The organism is Streptomyces sp. NRRL S-920, from assembly GCF_000717945.1.
Lineage (GTDB): Bacteria > Actinomycetota > Actinomycetes > Streptomycetales > Streptomycetaceae > Streptomyces > Streptomyces alboniger.
Map to the genome: position 1 here is coordinate 27,273 of NZ_JODF01000043.1, position 17,345 is coordinate 44,617.

A 17,345-nucleotide genomic window follows, 5' to 3' on the forward strand; every position below is an offset into this window, starting at 1 on the left:
ATGGCACCCATGGCCTACCGGCCCTCGCGGCGTACGAGGAAGACACTCATCGGAGTCGGCGCGGGCGCCCTGCTCGTCGGACTGAACGCCCCCGCGGCGCTCTCCTTCGCCGAGGAGCAGTACTACGAGTACAAGATCTCCCGGCCCGGCTACAAGGCGAAGTACGGCTCCTGGAAGCAGGTCGACATCCCCAAGGAGTTCCGCACCAACGCCATCCACGCCGCGCTACTGCACACCGGCAAGGTGCTGATCGTCGCGGGCTCGGGCAACGAACAGAAGAAATTCGACGCGGGGTCGTTCGACACGGTCCTGTGGGACCCGGTGAGGAACACCTTCAAGAGGATCGACACCCCCGAGGACTTCTTCTGCGCCGGGCACGCCCAGCTCCCCGACGGACGGCTCCTGGTCGCGGGCGGCACCGCGCGCTACGAACTGCTGGACGGCGAGGTCGAGCGGGCCGGCGGTGGCATGCGGGTCAAGAACGAGAACCCCGACAAGGCCGTCATCCTTAAGAAGGGCACCAAGTTCCGCTCGCCGTCCGGCATCGAGTACGTCAGCAAGTTCGACGTCGAGGTGCCGAAGGCCAAGCGGGACTACGAGATCACGTACTCCAAGGCCGGCGCGATGCAGCCCTGGAAGACGAAGGTCAAGGCGAGCGAGGCACGGGTCTTCGTCGAGGCGCTGGAGCCGGGCCCCCAGTCGGTCAACGACAAGCAGGCGCAGTACGAGATCGAGGGCCTGACCGGTGACGAGGCCGACAACACGTACGGCATCGCCGAGAAGATCGACATGGAGAAGCAGGACTTCCAGGGCATCAAGGCCGCGTACGAGTTCGACCCGAAGGCCGAGCGGTACGTCCCCGTCGACCCGATGAAGAAGGCCCGCTGGTACCCGACGCTGGTCGGCCTGGCGGACGGCAAGGTGCTCGCCGTCTCCGGGCTCGACGACGTCGGCGTCATCGACCCCGGCGACAACGAGATCTACGACCCGCGGACGAAGAAGTGGACCGACGGCCCCAAGCGGTACTTCCCGACCTATCCCGCGCTCTTCCTCACCAAGGGCGGCAAGCTCTTCTACCCCGCGTCCAACGCCGGTTACGGACCGGCGGACAAGGGCCGTGAGCCGGGCCTGTGGGACCTGAGGACGAACAAGTTCGAGAAGGTCCCCGGACTGACCGACCTCGACCAGACCGAGACGTCCTCCTCGGTGCTGCTGCCGCCCGCGCAGGACCAGAAGGTGATGATCCTCGGCGGCGGGGGAGTGGGCGAGTCGGACAAGGCGACGCGCCGCACCGCCGTGATCGACCTCAAGGAGGCCAACCCCTCCTTCAAGACCGGGCCCCAGCTCCCGGAGGGCACCCGCTATCTGAACAGCGTGCTCATGCCGGACGACTCGGTGTTCACCTCCAACGGTTCCTCCGACTACCGGGGCCGCGGCGCCAGCAACATCCTCAAGGCGCAGTTCTACGACCCCAAGCAGAACGTCTTCCGCGCGGCCGCGGCGCCCAGGGTGGGCCGCAACTACCACTCCGAGGCGCTGCTGCTGCCTGACGGCCGGGTCGTCACCTTCGGCTCGGACCCGCTCTTCGACAACGAGCAGAACACCAAGCTCGGCCACTTCGAGCAGCGCATGGAGATCTTCACCCCGCCCGCGCTGCACAAGGGCGGCAAGACCCGCCCGGTGCTCGGCGAGGGCCCGGAGCAGCTGGCGGCGGACGGCCGCGCGACGTTCCGCACCGACCGCCCCGAGAACATCGTCTCGGCCCGTCTGATGCGGCCCAGCGCGGTCACGCACACCACGGACGTCGAGCAGCGTTCGATCGCGCTGGGGCTGAGCAGGGGCAAGGGGGCGGTGACGGTGGACGTCCCCCAGCGGGACGCGGCGCTGGTCCCGCCCGGCTGGTACATGCTCTTCGTCACGGACAGGGACGGCACGTCCTCGCAGGCGAAGTGGATCCACGTGGGCCAGGAGGACTGACCCGGCGGGCTCGCCCCTCAGGCCGGGCGGGCTCGCCCGTTCACGCCGCCTTCGCGTTGCGCGCGAGGCCCAGGGCGTAGTCCGGCCACCACTGTCCCGCCGCCGGGCCGCCCCGGCAGGGGCCGTCCGAGTCGCCCGGGCGCTTGATCCACAGGACGGCGTCGACGAGCGGGTCGCCCGTGCGGTCGGTGGGCGGCGTGCCGAGGCCCCGGCCGGGCGGGTTGCACCAGGCGTCCTGCCGGTCGCCCGCCAGTGGGCCCTTGCCGTTACGGCTGGTGTCCATCACGAAGTGCTTGTCGCCGACCGTCGCCGACAGCGTGCGGCCGTACTTCTTGATGACCTCGTCGCTCTGGAAGTTCGAGACGTTCAGCGAGAAGCCGTCGGCCCGCGCGATGCCCGCCTGGCGCAGCGGTTCGGAGAGCTTGTGCGCGTCCGTGATCCAGCCGGGGTTCCCCGCGTCGAGGTACACCTTCACCTTCGGCTGCCGCTTGAACCGCTCGATCGCCTCGGAGAGCAGCTGGTAGCGGTCGGCGTGGTACTCGGCCGGGGTGCAGCCGTCCACGATGTGCGGGATGGCGTCGGGTTCCAGGATGACGAGGGCGGGGGCGCTGCCGATCGTGTCGGCGAAGGTGTCCACCCAGTTCCGGTAGTAGTCGGCGCTGTTCGCGCCGCCCGCGGAGTGCTGGCCGCAGTCGCGGTGCGGGATGTTGTACGCCACGAGCACCGCCGTGCGGCCCTCCTTCTCCGCGCCGGCGGTCGCCGACCTGACGTCGGGCGCGGGGTCGTCCCCGGCCGGCCACACGGCCAGCGGCTGTTCGGAGATCCGCTTGAGCGTCTCGGCGTCCTGGGCGCGGCCCTGCGCCTCCCACTCCTCGACCTGGCGGGCGGCGGGGCTGTCGGGGTCGACCCAGAACGTGTTGGGCGGGGCCTTCGCGGCGGCGGTCGAGGGACCGGAGGCGGCGCCCGCGCCCTTGGTCCTGGTGGGGCCGGCCTCGGACCCGGACCCCGACGAGCAGCCCGCCGTGAGCCCGAGGGCGGTGAGAGCCGCGAGTGCCGTGAACGTGCGGAGCAGCCGGTGCATCCAGACCCCTTGGGCGACGGTGACGGTCAGTCAGCTCGGGCAATCGTTGCATATGGGGCGAATCATCCCCTCGTGCGACACCGGCGCCGACAGCCGCACGGACGCGGGCGTCACCCCTCGCGGCCGGGCGCGGTGGCGCGCAGTGTCCGCTCGCGGGGGAACGTACGCCCGAATTGCGAGACGGGGCTGACCACCATATGACCGGCGGGTAAGGTCTTTGGCGTGCCGAAGCCGCTCAGCCTTCCCTTCGATCCCATCGCCCGCGCCGACGAGCTGTGGAAGCAGCGCTGGGGATCGGTCCCGGCCATGGGTGCGATCACCTCGATCATGCGCGCGCATCAGATCCTGCTCGCCGAGGTCGACGCGGTCGTCAAGCCGTACGGGCTGACCTTCGCGCGCTACGAGGCGCTGGTGCTGCTCACCTTCTCGCAGGCCGGTGAGCTGCCGATGTCCAAGATCGGCGAGCGGCTGATGGTGCACCCCACGTCCGTGACCAACACCGTCGACCGGCTCGTGCGGTCCGGCCTCGTCGACAAGCGCCCGAACCCCAACGACGGCCGGGGCACCCTCGCGTCCATCACGGAGAAGGGCCGCGAGGTCGTCGAGGCGGCCACGCGCGAGCTGATGGCGATGGACTTCGGGCTCGGGGTGTACGACGCGGAGGAGTGCGGGGAGATCTTCGCGATGCTGCGGCCCTTGCGGATCGCCGCGCAGGACTTCGAGGAGAAGTAGAGGCCCTGGTTCCGCTCGGGCGGGGTCGGCGAAGATCACGCGAGACGGGCCGTTACGCTCGTAGGCATGAAGCGAAGCGTGCTGACCCGCTACCGGGTGATGGCCTATGTCACCGCCGTCATGTTGCTCATCCTGTGCGCCTGCATGGTGTTCAAGTACGGCTTCGACAAGGGCGAGGGTCTGACGCTCGTCGTGTCGCAGGTGCACGGCGTGCTCTACATCATCTACCTGATCTTCGCCTTCGACCTGGGCTCCAAGGCGAAGTGGCCGTTCGGCAAGCTGCTGTGGGTGCTGGTCTCCGGCACGATCCCGACGGCCGCGTTCTTCGTCGAGCGCAAGGTCGCCCGTGACGTCGAGCCGCTGATCACCGACGGCTCCCCGGTCACCGCGAAGGCGTAACACCCGCCGCCGTGCGAATTCGTACGGCGGTCAGCCATCGACTTTTACTAGGACGTCCTAGTAAATTCGAGGGTATGGACGCTGACGCGATCGAGGAAGGCCGCCGCCGCTGGCAGGCCCGTTACGACAAGGCCCGCAAGCGCGACGCGGACTTCACCACGCTCTCCGGCGACCCGGTCGAGCCCGTCTACGGGCCGCGCCCCGGCGACACGTACGAGGGATTCGAGCGGATCGGCTGGCCCGGGGAGTACCCCTTCACGCGCGGGCTCTACGCCACGGGATACCGGGGCAGGACCTGGACCATCCGCCAGTTCGCCGGCTTCGGAAACGCCGAGCAGACGAACGAGCGCTACAAGATGATCCTGGCCAACGGCGGCGGCGGCCTCTCCGTGGCCTTCGACATGCCCACCCTCATGGGCCGCGACTCCGACGACCCCCGCTCGCTCGGCGAGGTCGGGCACTGCGGCGTGGCCATCGACTCCGCCGCCGACATGGAGGTCCTCTTCAAGGACATCCCGCTCGGCGACGTGACGACCTCCATGACGATCAGCGGCCCCGCCGTGCCCGTCTTCTGCATGTACCTGGTCGCCGCCGAGCGCCAGGGCGTCGACCCGGGCGTTCTGAACGGCACGCTCCAGACCGACATCTTCAAGGAGTACATCGCGCAGAAGGAGTGGCTCTTCCAGCCCGAGCCGCACCTGCGCCTCATCGGCGACCTGATGGAGCACTGCGCGCGCGACATCCCCGCGTACAAGCCGCTCTCGGTCTCCGGCTACCACATCCGCGAGGCCGGGGCGACGGCCGCGCAGGAGCTGGCGTACACCCTCGCGGACGGCTTCGGGTACGTGGAGCTGGGGCTCAGCCGGGGCCTCGACGTCGACGTCTTCGCGCCCGGCCTCTCCTTCTTCTTCGACGCCCACGTCGACTTCTTCGAGGAGATCGCGAAGTTCCGCGCGGCCCGTCGCATCTGGGCCCGCTGGCTGCGCGAGGAGTACGGCGCCAGGACCGACAAGGCCCAGTGGCTGCGCTTCCACACCCAGACCGCGGGTGTCTCCCTCACCGCCCAGCAGCCGTACAACAACGTCGTGCGTACGGCCGTCGAGGCCCTCGCCGCGGTGCTCGGCGGCACCAACTCGCTGCACACCAACGCCCTCGACGAGACCCTCGCCCTGCCCAGCGAGCAGGCCGCCGAGATCGCGCTGCGCACGCAGCAGGTCCTCATGGAGGAGACCGGCGTCGCCAACGTGGCGGACCCGCTGGGCGGCTCCTGGTACATCGAGCAGCTCACCGACCGCATCGAGGCCGAGGCGGAGAAGATCTTCGCGCAGATCAAGGAGCGGGGACGGCGGGCCCGCCCCGACGGCCAGCACCCGATCGGGCCGATCACCTCGGGCATCCTGCGGGGCATCGAGGACGGCTGGTTCACGGGTGAGATCGCCGAGTCCGCCTTCCAGTACCAGCAGTCCCTGGAGAAGGGCGACAAGCGGGTCGTCGGCGTCAACTGCCACGAGGGTTCCGTCACCGGGGACCTGGAGATCCTGCGGGTCAGCCACGAGGTGGAGCGGGAGCAGGTCCGGGAGCTGGGGGCGCGCAAGGCCGGGCGGGACGAGGCCCGGGTGCGGTCCTGCCTCGACGCGATGCTCGCTGCCGCGCGGGACGGCTCGAACATGATCGCCCCCATGCTGGAGGCGGTCCGCGCCGAGGCGACCCTCGGGGAGATCTGCGGAGTGCTTCGCGACGAGTGGGGGGTTTACGTGGAGCCGCCCGGGTTCTAGTGCGTCGCGTCCGCGGGTTCGTCGTGGTCGCTCGCGCAGTTCCCCGCGCCCCTTACGGGGCGCACCCGCGCGGGTCGTGCCCCGAAGGGGCGCGGGGAACTGCGCGACCAGCCCCCACCGACCCGCGCAGTGTGAGACGGAACAGCGCGCCGCCGCCCGGGGCCCGTTCCGCCGTCAGTTCCACCCCGTGCGCGTGGGCGATCTGGCGGGCCATCGCGAGGCCGAGGCCCGAGCCCGGCAGGGCGCGGGCCTTCTCGGCGCGGTAGAAGCGGTCGAAGACGTACGGCAGGTCCTCCTCGGCGATGCCGGGGCCGTGGTCGCGCACGGTCAGGTCCGTGGCCGAGAGGGCCAGCTCGACGGGGGCGCCCGGCGGGCTGAACTTGGCGGCGTTGTCGAGGAGGTTGGTGAGCAGCCGGGACAGGCGGGCCGGTACGCCGGGGACACTGAGGTGCGCCGCGTCCGGGGAGATCCGGAGCGTGAAGGGCACCGCGGACCAGTGGCCGCGCGCCGCGTCCACCGCGTGGGCGGCCAGTTCGGCCAGCCGCACCTCTTCCAGGAGGGGCTGCGGCTCCTCCTCCCTGGCCAGCTCGATCAGGTCGTTGACCAGGCCGGTGACCTCGCGCAGCTGGCGGCCGAGCGCCCCCGACGCCCGCTCGCGCTGAGTAGGCGTCAGGCGGTCTGCCTGGGCGAGGAGTTCGGCGTTCGTGCGCAGTGCCGTCAGCGGGGTGCGCAGCTCGTGGGAGGCGTCGGCGACCAGGCGGCGGCGGGCCGCGACGGATTCCTCCAGCTCGGCGAGCATCGTGTTGAACGCGGCGGCCAGGCGCGTGACCTCATCCTCGCGGCCCTCGCGGCCCTCGCGGCCCTCGCCGCCTGGGTGGCCCTCGCGGCCCGGCGGCCCGGGGGGCAGCTCGATGCGGTGCCGGGCGTCGCGGGTGGCCGCGATGTGCTCCGCCGTGGCGGTGAGCCGGGTGATCGGGGCGAGGCCGGTGCGCGAGACCCAGTAGCCGCCGACCGCGGAGAGCAGGACGCCCGCGCCGCCCACCGCGAGGAGCAGTGCCGCCGCCTGGCGCACGCCGCGCTCGGCGATATCGGCCCGCAGGGCCACCTGCACGGCGTCGCCCTCGCCGAAGGTGGTGGTGTACATCCGCCCCGGCTTCCCGCCGGGCAGCGTGAAGTTCGTGTAGTACGGCGCCTGTTGACCCGAGGCGACCGCGCGGGCCGCCCCCGCGACCGGCAGCAGATACGGCTTCGCCGGGTCCTTCGCCGAGTCCGCGGGGACGATCTGCGAGCAGGCGGGCGCGCCGAGGAACCGGCACTCGCCCGTCACCACGCCGGGGCCCTCGTCGCGGTGCTGCTGGGCGATGAGGGTCGCCGACTGGGCGAGGTTCTGGTCCAGTTGCTGGTACAGCTTGTAGCGGATCACGAAGAACGCGGCGGCGCACACGCCGAGCGCCACCAGCGCGACGGCGGCCGCGGCCATCACCGCGAGGCGGGTGCGCAGCGGCCTGCGGCGCCGCCAGCGCGCGCCGAGCCCGCGCCGGCCGCTCACGGGGAGCCCAGCCGGTAGCCGACGCCGTGCACGGTGTGGACGAGCCGCGGCTCGCCGCCCGACTCCAGCTTGCGGCGCAGATAACCGACGTACACCGCGAGGGAGTTGGAGTCGGGCCCGAAGTCGCGGCCCCACACCGCCCGCTGGATCAGCTCGCGCGGCAGGACCTGCCCGGCATTGCGCATCAGCAGTTCGAGGAGGACGGCCTCCGTGCGGCTGAACTCCACGTGCCGCTCGCCCCGGCGGCCGGTGCGGGTGGCGGGATCCAGGACCAGATCGCCGTACGAGAGGTCGTCGGTGTCGCTCGCGGGCCGCTCCGGGGTCGCGCGCCGCAGCAGCGCCCGCACGCGGGCCACCAGCTCGTCCAGGGCGAAGGGCTTGACCAGATAGTCGTCGGCGCCCGCGTCCAGGCCGTCCACGCGCTCGCTCACCGAGTCCAGGGCGGTCAGTACGAGTACGGGCGTCCGGTCACCGGCCGCGCGCAACTGGCGGCAGACGGCGAGGCCGTCCATGACCGGCATCAGCACGTCCAGGACGACCAGGTCCGGCTCCCAGCGGGCCACCGCCGTCAGCGCGCGGTGACCGTCGGCCGCGCCGCGCACCAGATGGCCCTCGATCGTCAGGGCGTCCTCGACGGCGGCGCGGACCTCGGGGTCGTCGTCCACGACGAGGATCCTGTGCGGCGCCGGTCCGTCCGCGCCCGGCGGCCCGCCTCTGCTGGTCACGCTCGTGAAGCTCATGGGTCAAAGGTGCCAAACGCGGCTCTTAAAACCCTCTTAGACCGGCTCGTGATGCTCCATTGCCATGCGAACCTCTCACTCCGGCCACGCCGCAGCCCCGGGGCGCGGCCGCCTCTCCGTCGTGATCGGCGCGGGCGGCACCGGCGGGCACATCTATCCGGGCCTCGCCCTCGCCGACGCGCTGCGCCGGGCCGTGCCGGGCGCGGTGATCTCCTTCGTCGGCACCGAGCGGGGCCTGGAGACGCGGCTCATACCGGACGCCGGGTACCGCCTGCACACCGTCGACATGATCCCCTTCGACCCGTCGCTCGGGGCCCGCCGCTATCTGCTGCCCGCCGCGCTGATGAGGTCCGGGGCCCAGTGCCGGACCATCCTGCGCGAACAGGGCGCGCAGGTCGCCGTCGGGATGGGCGGCTATCCGAGCGCCCCCGTCATCGTCGGCGCCCGCATGGCGGGCCTGCCGAGCCTCATCCACGAGTCCAACGCCGTGCCGGGCCGCGCCAACCGGTTCGCCGCCCGGCTCACCTCGAACATCGCGGTCGCCTTCGACCGCAGCCGCGCCCATCTGCCGGGCGGCGAACGCGCGTACACCACCGGCATGCCGATCGCCGCCGCGCTGGCCGCGCTCGACCGGACCGCGCTGCGCGACGAGGCGCGGCGCGCGCTCGGCGTACCGGCCGGGGCCCGCATGATCCTCTTCAACGGCGGCAGCCTGGGCGCGGCGCGGCTGACCGAGGCGGCGGCCGGGCTCGCGGAGCGGTGGCGGGGGCGTGACGACGTACACCTCCTGATCAAGACCGGTCCCGCGGCCCTTGCGGAGACCCGGGCGCGGCTCGCGTCCACGGGCGGCGACGCGATCGCCCGAGCCGTTCCCTACCTCGACCGTATGGACCTCTCCTACGCCGCCGCGGACCTCGTCGTCTGCCGTGCCGGTTCCGCGACCGTCGCCGAGCTGGCCTCGACCGGGGTGCCCGCCGTCCTCGTGCCCTATCCGCACGCGCCCGGCGACCACCAGACCCACAACGCGCGCGTGCTCTCCGACGCGGGCGCCGGTCTGCTGCTGCCCGACGCCGAGACCACCGCCGACCGGCTCGCGGCGCTGGTCGGGCCGCTGCTCGCCGATCCCGCGCGGCTCGCCGCGATGAGCGGAGCGGCGGATCCCGGGCCGCATGCCCGCGCCGCCGCGCTGCTGGCCGAGCGGGTCCTTCGGCTCACCCCCACCACACCTCACCTGGAGTACGCGTGAACACGACCCCCTCCCCTTCCCTCTCTTCCTTCTCCTGGCAGGACCGCACGGTCCTGGTCACCGGAGCCGAGGGCTTCATCGGCTCGACGCTCGTCGACCTGCTGCTCGCGGAGGGCGCGAAGGTCCGCGCCCTCGTGCACTACAAGCCGTACGCGGAGAAGGGGCACCTCGCGCACCTCCTCGGTGATCCGCGGGTCGAGATGATCGCGGGCGACGTGCGGGACGCGGGGCGCGTGATGGACGCGGTCGCCGGGTGCGACACGGTGTTCCATCTGGCCGCGCTCATCGGCATCCCGTACTCGTACGACTCCCCGGGCGCGTACGTCCAGACGAACGTCGTCGGCACGGAGAACGTCGCGGAGGCGTGCCGGCGGCACTCCGTGCGGCGGCTCGTCCACACGTCCACCAGCGAGGTGTACGGGACGGCCCTGACGGCGCCGATCGCGGAGTCCCACCCGCTCCAGCCGCAGTCGCCGTACTCGGCGTCGAAGATCGGCGCCGACATGATGGCGCTGTCGCACTGGCACGCCTTCGAACTGCCGGTGACGGTGGTGCGCCCCTTCAACACGTACGGGCCGCGGCAGTCGGCCCGCGCCGTGATCCCCACGATCCTCGCCCAACTGCACGCGGGGGCGCGGGAGATCAAGCTGGGCTCGCTGACGCCCACGCGGGACTTCACGTACGTGACGGACACCGCGCGGGGCTTCATGGCGATGGCGGTGTGCGACCGGGCGCTCGGGCACGCGGTCAATCTGGGGGTGGGCCGGGAGATCTCCATCGGTGACCTCGCGAAGGCGCTGATCGTGGCGTCGGGGCGGGAGGCGTCCGTGGTCGTCGACCCCGCGCGGCTTCGCCCCGCCGGGAGCGAGGTCGAGCGGCTTCTCTCGGACAACTCCCGGGCTCGGGAGTGGGCGGGGTGGGAGCCCCAGGTCACCCTCGGGGAGGGTTTGCGGCACACCTCGGCTTGGGTCGCCGAGAATCTGCGCCTGTTCGCGCCTGAGCGGTATCAGGTCTGACGCTCGGGTGCGGGTTGGTGGGGGCTGGGCGCGCCGTTCCCCGCGCCCCTTGCGGGGCGTCCCCGCGCCGGGGGCTTCACGGCTGTGACGCTGCCGCCGCCAAACCTCCGAGCAGCAGCAGCGTGAAGCGGTGGGCCCAGTCCTCGTCGACCGGTTCCGCGCTGACCAGGGCGCGGTGGACCACCGCGCCGGCGATCACGTCGAAGATGAGGTCCGCCGTGTGGGCGGCGGCGGTGGCGTCCGGCTCGGTGGGCAGTTCGCCCCGCCGCTGCGCCCGCTCCCGCCCCGCGAGGACCAGGCGTTTTTGGCGGTCGACGATGGACGCGCGGATGCGGTCCCGCAGCGGCTCGTCCGTCGTGGACTCGGCGACCACCGCCATGAGCGCCGTCTTCGTCTCGGGACGCCCGAGCAGCAGCGCGAACTGGAGGACCACGCCCTCGATGTCGGCGGCCAGGCTGCCCCGGTCGGGCAGCTCCAGCTCGTCGAAGAGTTCCGCCACCGCGTCCACGACCAGCTCGCTCTTGCCCGCCCAGCGCCGGTACAGGGTGGTCTTGGCGACCCCCGCGCGCGTGGCGACGGCGCCGAGCGTCAGCTTGGACCAGCCCAGTTCGACAAGGCCCTGCCGGGTCGCCTCCAGGATCGCGGCGTCGGCGGTCGCGCTGCGCGGGCGGCCGCCGGTGCGGGGAGCTGGGGGAGTGGTCGGCGTGCGGCTCTGCATGGCCGCGACCATACCGGTCGGTACGGAGCGGGGCCGAGGACCCCCGCCTCCCGCTGAGTGAGGGAGATCACCGACGGCGGCTGTTCAAGTCCGGCGCACGGCAGTTACGCTACGACCCGTAGCGAAAGTCTCCGGCGGAAGCCGGGAGCATCGCCACCAGAGTGACAACCACGCAGCACGACCGGCAAGGGGTGGGGACCCCGCGCCAACCGACGGTCCTCCTCGGGACCTTGGACCGTGCCCCCTGTGGCCCCGCAATCCGGCGGGGGGCCACGGACGGGCGCGGTTCCCGCACGGCTTGGGGGAGGATGTACTCATGCAGCCACGGAACATGTCCATGAGCGGTGTCGTCGACCTCGCCGCGGTGAAGGCGGCCCAGGAGGCCAAGGCGAAGGCGGAGCAGGCGCGCGCCGAAGCGGCCCGGCAGGGCGGGAGCGCGGCGGGCGCCGCGGTGTCTCCGTCGAGCCTGGTCATCGATGTCGACGAGGCCGGCTTCGAGCGCGAGGTCCTCCAGCGCTCCACCGAGGTCCCGGTCGTCATCGACTTCTGGGCCGAGTGGTGCGAGCCGTGCAAACAGCTGAGCCCCCTTCTTGAGCGGCTCGCGCAGGAGTACAACGGCCGTTTCCTCCTCGCCAAGATCGACGTCGACGCGAACCAGATGCTGATGCAGCAGTTCGGTGTCCAGGGGATCCCGGCGGTCTTCGCGGTGGTGGCCGGGCAGGCCCTGCCCCTCTTCCAGGGCGCGGCCCCCGAGGCGCAGATCCGCCAGACCCTCGACCAGCTGATCCAGGTCGGCGAGGAGCGCTTCGGGCTGACCGGCCTCGCGGTCGACGCCGGGGCCGAGGGGCAGCAGGCCGAAGCTGCGGCCGAGATGCCCGCGGGTCCCTACGACGCCCTGCTCGAAGCGGCCGTACAGGCGCTGGACGCGGGCGACCTCCCCGGTGCCGTACAGGCGTACAAGAACGTGCTCAGCGACGACCCGGCCAACACCGAGGCCAAGCTCGGCCTCGCCCAGGCCGAACTGCTCCAGCGCGTCCAGAACCTCGACCCGCAGCAGGTCCGCAAGGACGCCGCCGAGAAGCCGGCGGACGTGGCGGCGCAGATCGCGGCGGCCGACCTGGACCTGGTGGGCGGTCATGTCGAGGACGCCTTCGGGCGGCTCATCGACACGGTGCGGCGCACGGCGGGCGACGACCGCGACGCCGCCCGGGTGCGGCTGCTCGAACTCTTCGAGGTGGTGGGCGCGGACGACCCGCGCGTGACGTCGGCGCGCACGCAGCTCGCCCGGGTGCTCTTCTGACCCGTACGCCCTCTTTCCGGCCGGTCCGCCCACCGGCCACCCGGCTCACCGGACCCTGAACACCGGGACTGGTGATGCCTGAGTGAAAACTCTGCTCCTCTGACGCGACGGTGGCCGTGTTTGCCAAAAATTGGCAAACACGGCCACTGTTACTTGGAGTAAGAGATGGGCGGCCATCTGGGCGCTTTCGCCCCTTCATGTGCCGTTCTGCTCACGGTCGTTGAGCCACCGTCCGTGCCCGGCCGATGCCGGTCGGTCGCGGTTCGGTTATCCGGCCGTTACTAGCCAGTAATGAACCCCCTTGTGCGGGGCTCGAGAATGCACCACGATCGGCGACGCTCGGTCCTATTGACGCGCATTCCGACAGCCGGTCGGGAAGCGGGTACTTGGGGTCCCCACCGAGCAGACCGGTGACGCCGTCGCCGGTCTTGGACAGGGGGGTCTCTGCCGTCCCCGGCAGGGCCTGTCCGTGCGGTTGTGCGTGATGCGTCAGGCGCGACCAGTGGTTGTCGCTCGGGGGTGATCGCCGGTGCTGTGTGGTGCGGTTCGCGCCTCCGATGCGGGCGCTCTCCTTCCCGAGGACGTAGCACTTCTCCCATCCCTGCCCGGCTGAGCCACCCGAACGGGAGCAGCCAGGGCCGGAGATGTACGTCCGAGAAGGAGGAAAGTCATGGAGTCCGTGGCTCGTGGCGGAACCAGATGGAAGCGGTTCGCCGTGGTCATGGTGCCGAGCGTCGCGGCGACTGCCGCGATAGGCGTCGCCCTGTCCCAGGGCGCGCTCGCGGCATCGTTCAGTGTGTCAGGTCAGCAGTTCAAGGTGACTGCCGACGAACTCAACGGCAAGGGATTCGTCCAGTACGGGGCCTTGGACGTGGGCAAGTCGGGCAAGCACCCGGTTGCCGTCGTCGGCCTCGACTCGGCCAAGATCACCAACCTGTGTCAGTCCGTGGTCGTCCCGGTGCCGGGCTTCGGCGATGTGTCGATGACCCTCAGGGCCGGCCGGCCCGGTGGACCCAAGGTCATCGCCAAGAGGCTGTACATCGACGCCGACGATCTGAAGGCCAACGCGACCTTCAACAAGGTCGACATCGGTGTCTCGGTCGACCAGACCACCAAGGGGCCGGGTCCGGCGGCGAACGACAAGTACGCCCCGGACTCGTTCGCGCAGCAGGCGGAGTCGGTGAAGTTCACCAAGGTCCGCCAGCGCGCGTGGGCGACCTCCGCCGGCACCTTCAAGCTCTCCGGCCTCGCGATGTCGGTCAAGAAGGGCAAGCACGAGTGCTACAAGGGCTGACGCTCCAGTAGGTCGTACGCAGTTTCGGTACGCACTCGCCGCTATGAACGGCCGGGCGCGGGGGCGCGACGGCACGTGACGGAGCCGTCCCCGTGCCCGAATCCGCACGACACACAGAACCAACGCCATTCCCGAGGAGCTGTACGACATGAGCGCCGAAGCGCAAGTGGGACTGGGCGACAAGCTCGGCCGGATGCGCCGATCGTTCCGGGTGTGGCGCGGTCAGCGCCCTTTCTGGGGTGGTCTGCTGACGTTGCTCGGTGGCATCCCCATCATGTACTTCCCGTACGCGAACCTCACGCTCGGCACGATGACGATCCGGCTCGCGACCACCGCCGGCGCCGGATCACTGATCATCGGCGTGCTGCTGATCGTGCTCGGCCTGACCCTGTGGTTCCAGCCGCTCTCCCGGGTCTTCGCGGGCGTCGCGGCGATTCTGCTCGCCCTGGTCTCCCTGGTGGTCTCCAACTTCGGCGGCTTCGTCATCGGCTATCTGCTCGCCCTGCTGGGCGGCGCGCTCGGCGTCTCCTGGGCGCCCGCACGGCCCGCCGGTGCGACTGCGAAGAGGCGTACGGCCGCGGGGTCCGGCGACTCCGTGGACGACGGGGCCAGCGGGCCCGACACCGCGGCGGCCGCGGGTGGGGTGAGCGGCGAGCAGGACGATCTGTCAGGAACGAGCCCGACGAACGGGACGAACGGGAGGCACCGTGCCGGCTGACGAGGTGCACCACGACAGCTCCGCGCGGGAGCGTCGTGCGAGAACCGGGCCGCGCCACGCGGCGCCCAGGAAGCCGCTGCTGACCCGGCTTCAGGTGCCCGCCGGCAAGGCCATAGCCATCGCCGCCATGCCGACCGCGGTCCTGATGGGCATGGGCCTGACCCCGACGCTCGCCCAGGCCAAGCCCGGCGCGCCCGAGAACCCCTTCCAGGACGGCCCGTGCGTCACGGCGCCGGACAAGGACGCGGAGGCGGAGGAGAAGGACGCGAAGGGCTCCGGTGAGCCCTCCGCGCCCGCGTCGCCCCGCGCCGGGGACAAGGGCTCCGGGGACGACGGCTCCCGCGACAAGCCCGAGCCGGATCCCACGCCGTCCGCGGGGGAGCCCACGGGGGAGAAGGACGCCTCGCAGCCTGCCCCGAAGCCCGACCCCAAGCCGGACGCCGACAGCGGCCCGGAGCCGGAGCCCGCGCCGACCAAGTCCGAGAACCCCTGGGACCCGCTGGGTCTCGGCGACGCCCTCAAGGACGCCTTCACACCGGACGAGCCCGCCGAGCCCGAGACCCCCGAGCCGTCCGCGTCCAAGGAGACCAAGTCCCCTGAGGACACGGCCAAGGACCCGGCACCGGACCCGGTCAAGGACACCGTCGACAAGGTCACCAAGCCCGTCAAGGACACCGCCGACAAGGTCGAGGACACCCCGAAGAAGACCCCGAAGGACGAGGGCGAGGGTGAGGCCGGGGCTGAGGACAAGGATCCCGCCGCGCCGGACGCGAACGGCAAGAAGCCGTTCCCGTGCGTGGTGGAGAAGAAGGTGGACGGCGAGAGCGAGCAGCCGCCCGCGCCGATCCCGAACCAGCCGTGGCACCTCGAAGCCAGCGCGCTGAAGCTCACGGGTGCCGACTACCAGGGCGTCGTGAACCTCACCATGCCGAACGGCAGGACCAAGCAGGCCCTGAAGTACGTCGTCCAGAAGACGGACATCGACGACCTGCACCAGATCGTCGAGGGGCCGGGCGGCAAGAAGTACCACGTCGAGGCCGCCAAGGGCTCCAGGTCGACCATCCGGGACGGCGAGACGACGATGTACACCGAGCGGATCTCGGGCAAGCTGTTCGGGCTCATCCCGATCACCTTCGACCCCGAGCACCCACCGCCGCTGAATATTTCGCTGATCTACTTCACGGACGTAAAGGTGCAGCAGGCGGGCCAGTTCGGCGGCGACCTCACGATTCCCGGACTGCACCAGTCGATCACCGACTGATCCGCACGAACGCCGAGGGCGCCCCCTGCGACAGGGGGCGCCCTCAGTGCGTACGTACGAAGGAGACGGACCGTCAGTCGCGGTCGCCGCCGCCGAGGTGGTGCACCCGCACCATGTTGGTGGTGCCGGGGACACCGGGGGGCGAGCCCGCGGTGATGACGACCGTGTCGCCGTCGTTGAAGCGGTTGAGGTTGCGCAGCTCGGCGTCGACCAGCTCGACCATCGCGTCGGTGTTGTCGACGTGCGGCACGACGTAGGTGTCCACGCCCCAGCTCAGCGTGAGCTGGTTGCGGGTCGACTCGTCGGTGGTGAAGGCCAGGATCGGCTGGGCCGCGCGGTAGCGGGACAGACGGCGGGCCGTGTCACCGGACTTGGTGAAGGCGACCAGCGCCTCGCCGCCGAGGAAGTCCGCGATCTCGCAGGCGGCACGGGCCACCGAACCGCCCTGCGTCCGCGGCTTCTTGCCGGGCACGAGCGGCTGGAGGCCCTTGGAGAGCAGCTCCTCCTCGGCCGCCGTGACGATCTTCGACATCGTCTTGACGGTCTCGACCGGGTACGCGCCGACGCTCGACTCGGCCGACAGCATGACCGCGTCCGCGCCGTCCAGGATCGCGTTGGCGACATCGGACGCCTCCGCGCGCGTGGGGCGCGAGTTGGTGATCATCGACTCCATCATCTGGGTCGCGACGATCACCGGCTTGGCGTTGCGGCGGCACATCTCCACGAGGCGCTTCTGCACCATCGGGACCTTTTCGAGCGGGTACTCGACGGCCAGGTCACCACGGGCCACCATCACGGCGTCGAACGCCGCGACGACGCCCTCCATGTTGGCGACGGCCTGCGGCTTCTCCACCTTGGCGATGACGGGGACGCGGCGGCCCTCCTCGTCCATCACCTTGTGGACGTCCTTGACGTCGTTGGCGTCGCGGACGAAGGACAGGGCGACCATGTCGCAGCCCATCTTCAGGGCGAAGCGGAGGTCGTCGATGTCCTTCTCGGACAGGGCGGGCACGTTCACGGCCGCGCCGGGCAGGTTGATGCCCTTGTGGTCGGAGATGACGCCGCCCTCGACGACGATCGTCTTGACGCGCGGGCCCTCCACCTCGACGACGCGCAGCTCGACGTTGCCGTCGTTGATCAGGATCTGGTCGCCCTTGGAGACGTCGCCCGGCAGCCCCTTGTAGGTGGTGCCGCAGATCGACTTGTCGCCCGGCACGTCCTCGGTGGTGATGGTGAACTCGTCACCGCGCACCAGCTCGACGGGGCCCTCGGCGAAGGTCTCCAGACGGATCTTCGGGCCCTGGAGGTCGGCGAGGACACCGATGGCCCGGCCGGTCCTCGCGGCGGCCGAGCGGACACGGTCGTACCGGCCCTGGTGCTCGGAGTGCGTGCCGTGACTGAAGTTGAAGCGGGCCACGTTCATGCCGGCCTCGATCAGCGAGACGAGCTGATCCTCGGAGTCGACGGCGGGGCCAAGCGTGCAGACGATTTTGGAACGGCGCATGGGGGCGATCCTATCGGTTTGTTTCGCTTCGGAAT

15 protein-coding genes are annotated in these 17,345 nt (G+C 71.2%); 10 read left to right on the forward strand and 5 right to left on the reverse strand.

The genetic code is table 11. The annotated features are described in order from the left end of the window. Positions 1-9 precede the first annotated feature (9 nt). Positions 10-1,977, forward strand: a complete 1,968-nt coding sequence (locus IG54_RS0126380; protein WP_030789434.1) for a kelch motif-containing protein — start codon at positions 10-12, stop codon at positions 1,975-1,977. 40 nt (positions 1,978-2,017) lie between these two features. On the opposite strand, the gene IG54_RS0126385 is transcribed toward IG54_RS0126380, so the two are convergent. Continuing rightward, positions 2,018-3,058: a glycoside hydrolase family 6 protein gene (locus tag IG54_RS0126385; protein WP_030789440.1), complete on the reverse strand. Its 1,041-nt coding sequence runs from the start codon at positions 3,056-3,058 to the stop codon at positions 2,018-2,020. Between the two features lie 222 nt (positions 3,059-3,280). On the opposite strand from IG54_RS0126385, the gene IG54_RS0126390 reads away from it, so the two are divergent. The 3 genes from IG54_RS0126390 to IG54_RS0126400 all read left to right on the forward strand — a co-directional run bounded on the left by IG54_RS0126390 (position 3,281) and on the right by IG54_RS0126400 (position 5,964). Then, on the forward strand, positions 3,281-3,790 hold the full coding sequence (locus tag IG54_RS0126390; RefSeq protein ID WP_030789443.1) for a MarR family winged helix-turn-helix transcriptional regulator: 510 nt from the start codon (positions 3,281-3,283) through the stop codon (positions 3,788-3,790). Positions 3,791-3,856: 66 nt separating this feature from the next. Then, positions 3,857-4,189, forward strand: coding sequence for a DUF3817 domain-containing protein (locus IG54_RS0126395; RefSeq protein ID WP_030789446.1), 333 nt, complete (start codon positions 3,857-3,859; stop codon positions 4,187-4,189). 74 nt (positions 4,190-4,263) lie between these two features. Next, the gene (locus tag IG54_RS0126400; RefSeq protein ID WP_030789449.1) at positions 4,264-5,964 is read left to right on the forward strand and encodes an acyl-CoA mutase large subunit family protein; all 1,701 of its coding nucleotides are present in this window, start codon (positions 4,264-4,266) and stop codon (positions 5,962-5,964) included. A gap of 52 nt (positions 5,965-6,016) precedes the next feature. On the opposite strand, the gene IG54_RS0126405 is transcribed toward IG54_RS0126400, so the two are convergent. Continuing rightward, positions 6,017-7,513, reverse strand: a complete 1,497-nt coding sequence (locus IG54_RS0126405) for a sensor histidine kinase (protein ID WP_051819979.1) — start codon at positions 7,511-7,513, stop codon at positions 6,017-6,019. Next, complete coding sequence (locus tag IG54_RS0126410; RefSeq protein WP_078594525.1) at positions 7,510-8,253, reverse strand: response regulator transcription factor; 744 nt, start codon at positions 8,251-8,253, stop codon at positions 7,510-7,512. The genes IG54_RS0126405 and IG54_RS0126410 overlap by 4 nt, the downstream gene beginning before the upstream one ends. A gap of 64 nt (positions 8,254-8,317) precedes the next feature. Here IG54_RS0126410 and IG54_RS0126415 point away from each other — a divergent pair, with 64 nt between their 5' ends. Next, positions 8,318-9,499, forward strand: coding sequence for a UDP-N-acetylglucosamine--N-acetylmuramyl-(pentapeptide) pyrophosphoryl-undecaprenol N-acetylglucosamine transferase (locus IG54_RS0126415; RefSeq protein WP_051819980.1), 1,182 nt, complete (start codon positions 8,318-8,320; stop codon positions 9,497-9,499). Continuing rightward, positions 9,496-10,515, forward strand: a complete 1,020-nt coding sequence (locus IG54_RS0126420) for an SDR family NAD(P)-dependent oxidoreductase (RefSeq protein WP_030789461.1) — start codon at positions 9,496-9,498, stop codon at positions 10,513-10,515. The genes IG54_RS0126415 and IG54_RS0126420 overlap by 4 nt, the downstream gene beginning before the upstream one ends. A 76-nt stretch (positions 10,516-10,591) precedes the next feature. Here IG54_RS0126420 and IG54_RS0126425 read toward each other — a convergent pair whose 3' ends face one another. Continuing rightward, positions 10,592-11,233, reverse strand: a complete 642-nt coding sequence (locus IG54_RS0126425; protein WP_030789464.1) for a TetR/AcrR family transcriptional regulator — start codon at positions 11,231-11,233, stop codon at positions 10,592-10,594. 316 nt (positions 11,234-11,549) lie between these two features. Here IG54_RS0126425 and IG54_RS0126430 point away from each other — a divergent pair, with 316 nt between their 5' ends. The 4 genes from IG54_RS0126430 to IG54_RS0126445 all read left to right on the forward strand — a co-directional run bounded on the left by IG54_RS0126430 (position 11,550) and on the right by IG54_RS0126445 (position 15,806). Continuing rightward, positions 11,550-12,533 carry a tetratricopeptide repeat protein gene (locus IG54_RS0126430; RefSeq protein ID WP_030789467.1) on the forward strand — a complete coding sequence of 328 codons (984 nt, stop codon included), beginning with the start codon at positions 11,550-11,552 and terminating at the stop codon, positions 12,531-12,533. A gap of 670 nt (positions 12,534-13,203) precedes the next feature. After that, positions 13,204-13,827: a DUF6230 family protein gene (locus IG54_RS0126435; RefSeq protein WP_030789470.1), complete on the forward strand. Its 624-nt coding sequence runs from the start codon at positions 13,204-13,206 to the stop codon at positions 13,825-13,827. Positions 13,828-13,975: 148 nt separating this feature from the next. Beyond that, positions 13,976-14,545: a DUF6114 domain-containing protein gene (locus tag IG54_RS0126440; protein ID WP_030789473.1), complete on the forward strand. Its 570-nt coding sequence runs from the start codon at positions 13,976-13,978 to the stop codon at positions 14,543-14,545. Beyond that, positions 14,535-15,806, forward strand: coding sequence for a hypothetical protein (locus IG54_RS0126445; protein ID WP_030789476.1), 1,272 nt, complete (start codon positions 14,535-14,537; stop codon positions 15,804-15,806). The genes IG54_RS0126440 and IG54_RS0126445 overlap by 11 nt, the downstream gene beginning before the upstream one ends. Positions 15,807-15,879: 73 nt before the next feature. Here the strand turns inward: IG54_RS0126445 and pyk are convergent, their stop codons facing one another. Next, complete coding sequence (gene pyk, locus IG54_RS0126450) at positions 15,880-17,310, reverse strand: pyruvate kinase (protein ID WP_030789479.1); 1,431 nt, start codon at positions 17,308-17,310, stop codon at positions 15,880-15,882. Positions 17,311-17,345 lie beyond the last annotated feature (35 nt).

What these genes read in the sequence shown, in the direction of transcription:
- IG54_RS0126380 (WP_030789434.1), top strand. Translation starts at nt 10, where the DNA reads ATGGCCTACCGGCCCTCGCGGCGTACGAGGAAGACACTCATCGGAGTC.
- IG54_RS0126385 (WP_030789440.1), bottom strand. Translation starts at nt 3,058, where the DNA reads ATGCACCGGCTGCTCCGCACGTTCACGGCACTCGCGGCTCTCACCGCC.
- IG54_RS0126395 (WP_030789446.1), top strand. Translation starts at nt 3,857, where the DNA reads ATGAAGCGAAGCGTGCTGACCCGCTACCGGGTGATGGCCTATGTCACC.
- IG54_RS0126400 (WP_030789449.1), top strand. Translation starts at nt 4,264, where the DNA reads ATGGACGCTGACGCGATCGAGGAAGGCCGCCGCCGCTGGCAGGCCCGT.
- IG54_RS0126410 (WP_078594525.1), bottom strand. Translation starts at nt 8,253, where the DNA reads ATGAGCTTCACGAGCGTGACCAGCAGAGGCGGGCCGCCGGGCGCGGAC.
- IG54_RS0126415 (WP_051819980.1), top strand. Translation starts at nt 8,318, where the DNA reads ATGCGAACCTCTCACTCCGGCCACGCCGCAGCCCCGGGGCGCGGCCGC.
- IG54_RS0126425 (WP_030789464.1), bottom strand. Translation starts at nt 11,233, where the DNA reads ATGCAGAGCCGCACGCCGACCACTCCCCCAGCTCCCCGCACCGGCGGC.
- IG54_RS0126430 (WP_030789467.1), top strand. Translation starts at nt 11,550, where the DNA reads ATGCAGCCACGGAACATGTCCATGAGCGGTGTCGTCGACCTCGCCGCG.
- IG54_RS0126435 (WP_030789470.1), top strand. Translation starts at nt 13,204, where the DNA reads ATGGAGTCCGTGGCTCGTGGCGGAACCAGATGGAAGCGGTTCGCCGTG.
- IG54_RS0126440 (WP_030789473.1), top strand. Translation starts at nt 13,976, where the DNA reads ATGAGCGCCGAAGCGCAAGTGGGACTGGGCGACAAGCTCGGCCGGATG.
- pyk (WP_030789479.1), bottom strand. Translation starts at nt 17,310, where the DNA reads ATGCGCCGTTCCAAAATCGTCTGCACGCTTGGCCCCGCCGTCGACTCC.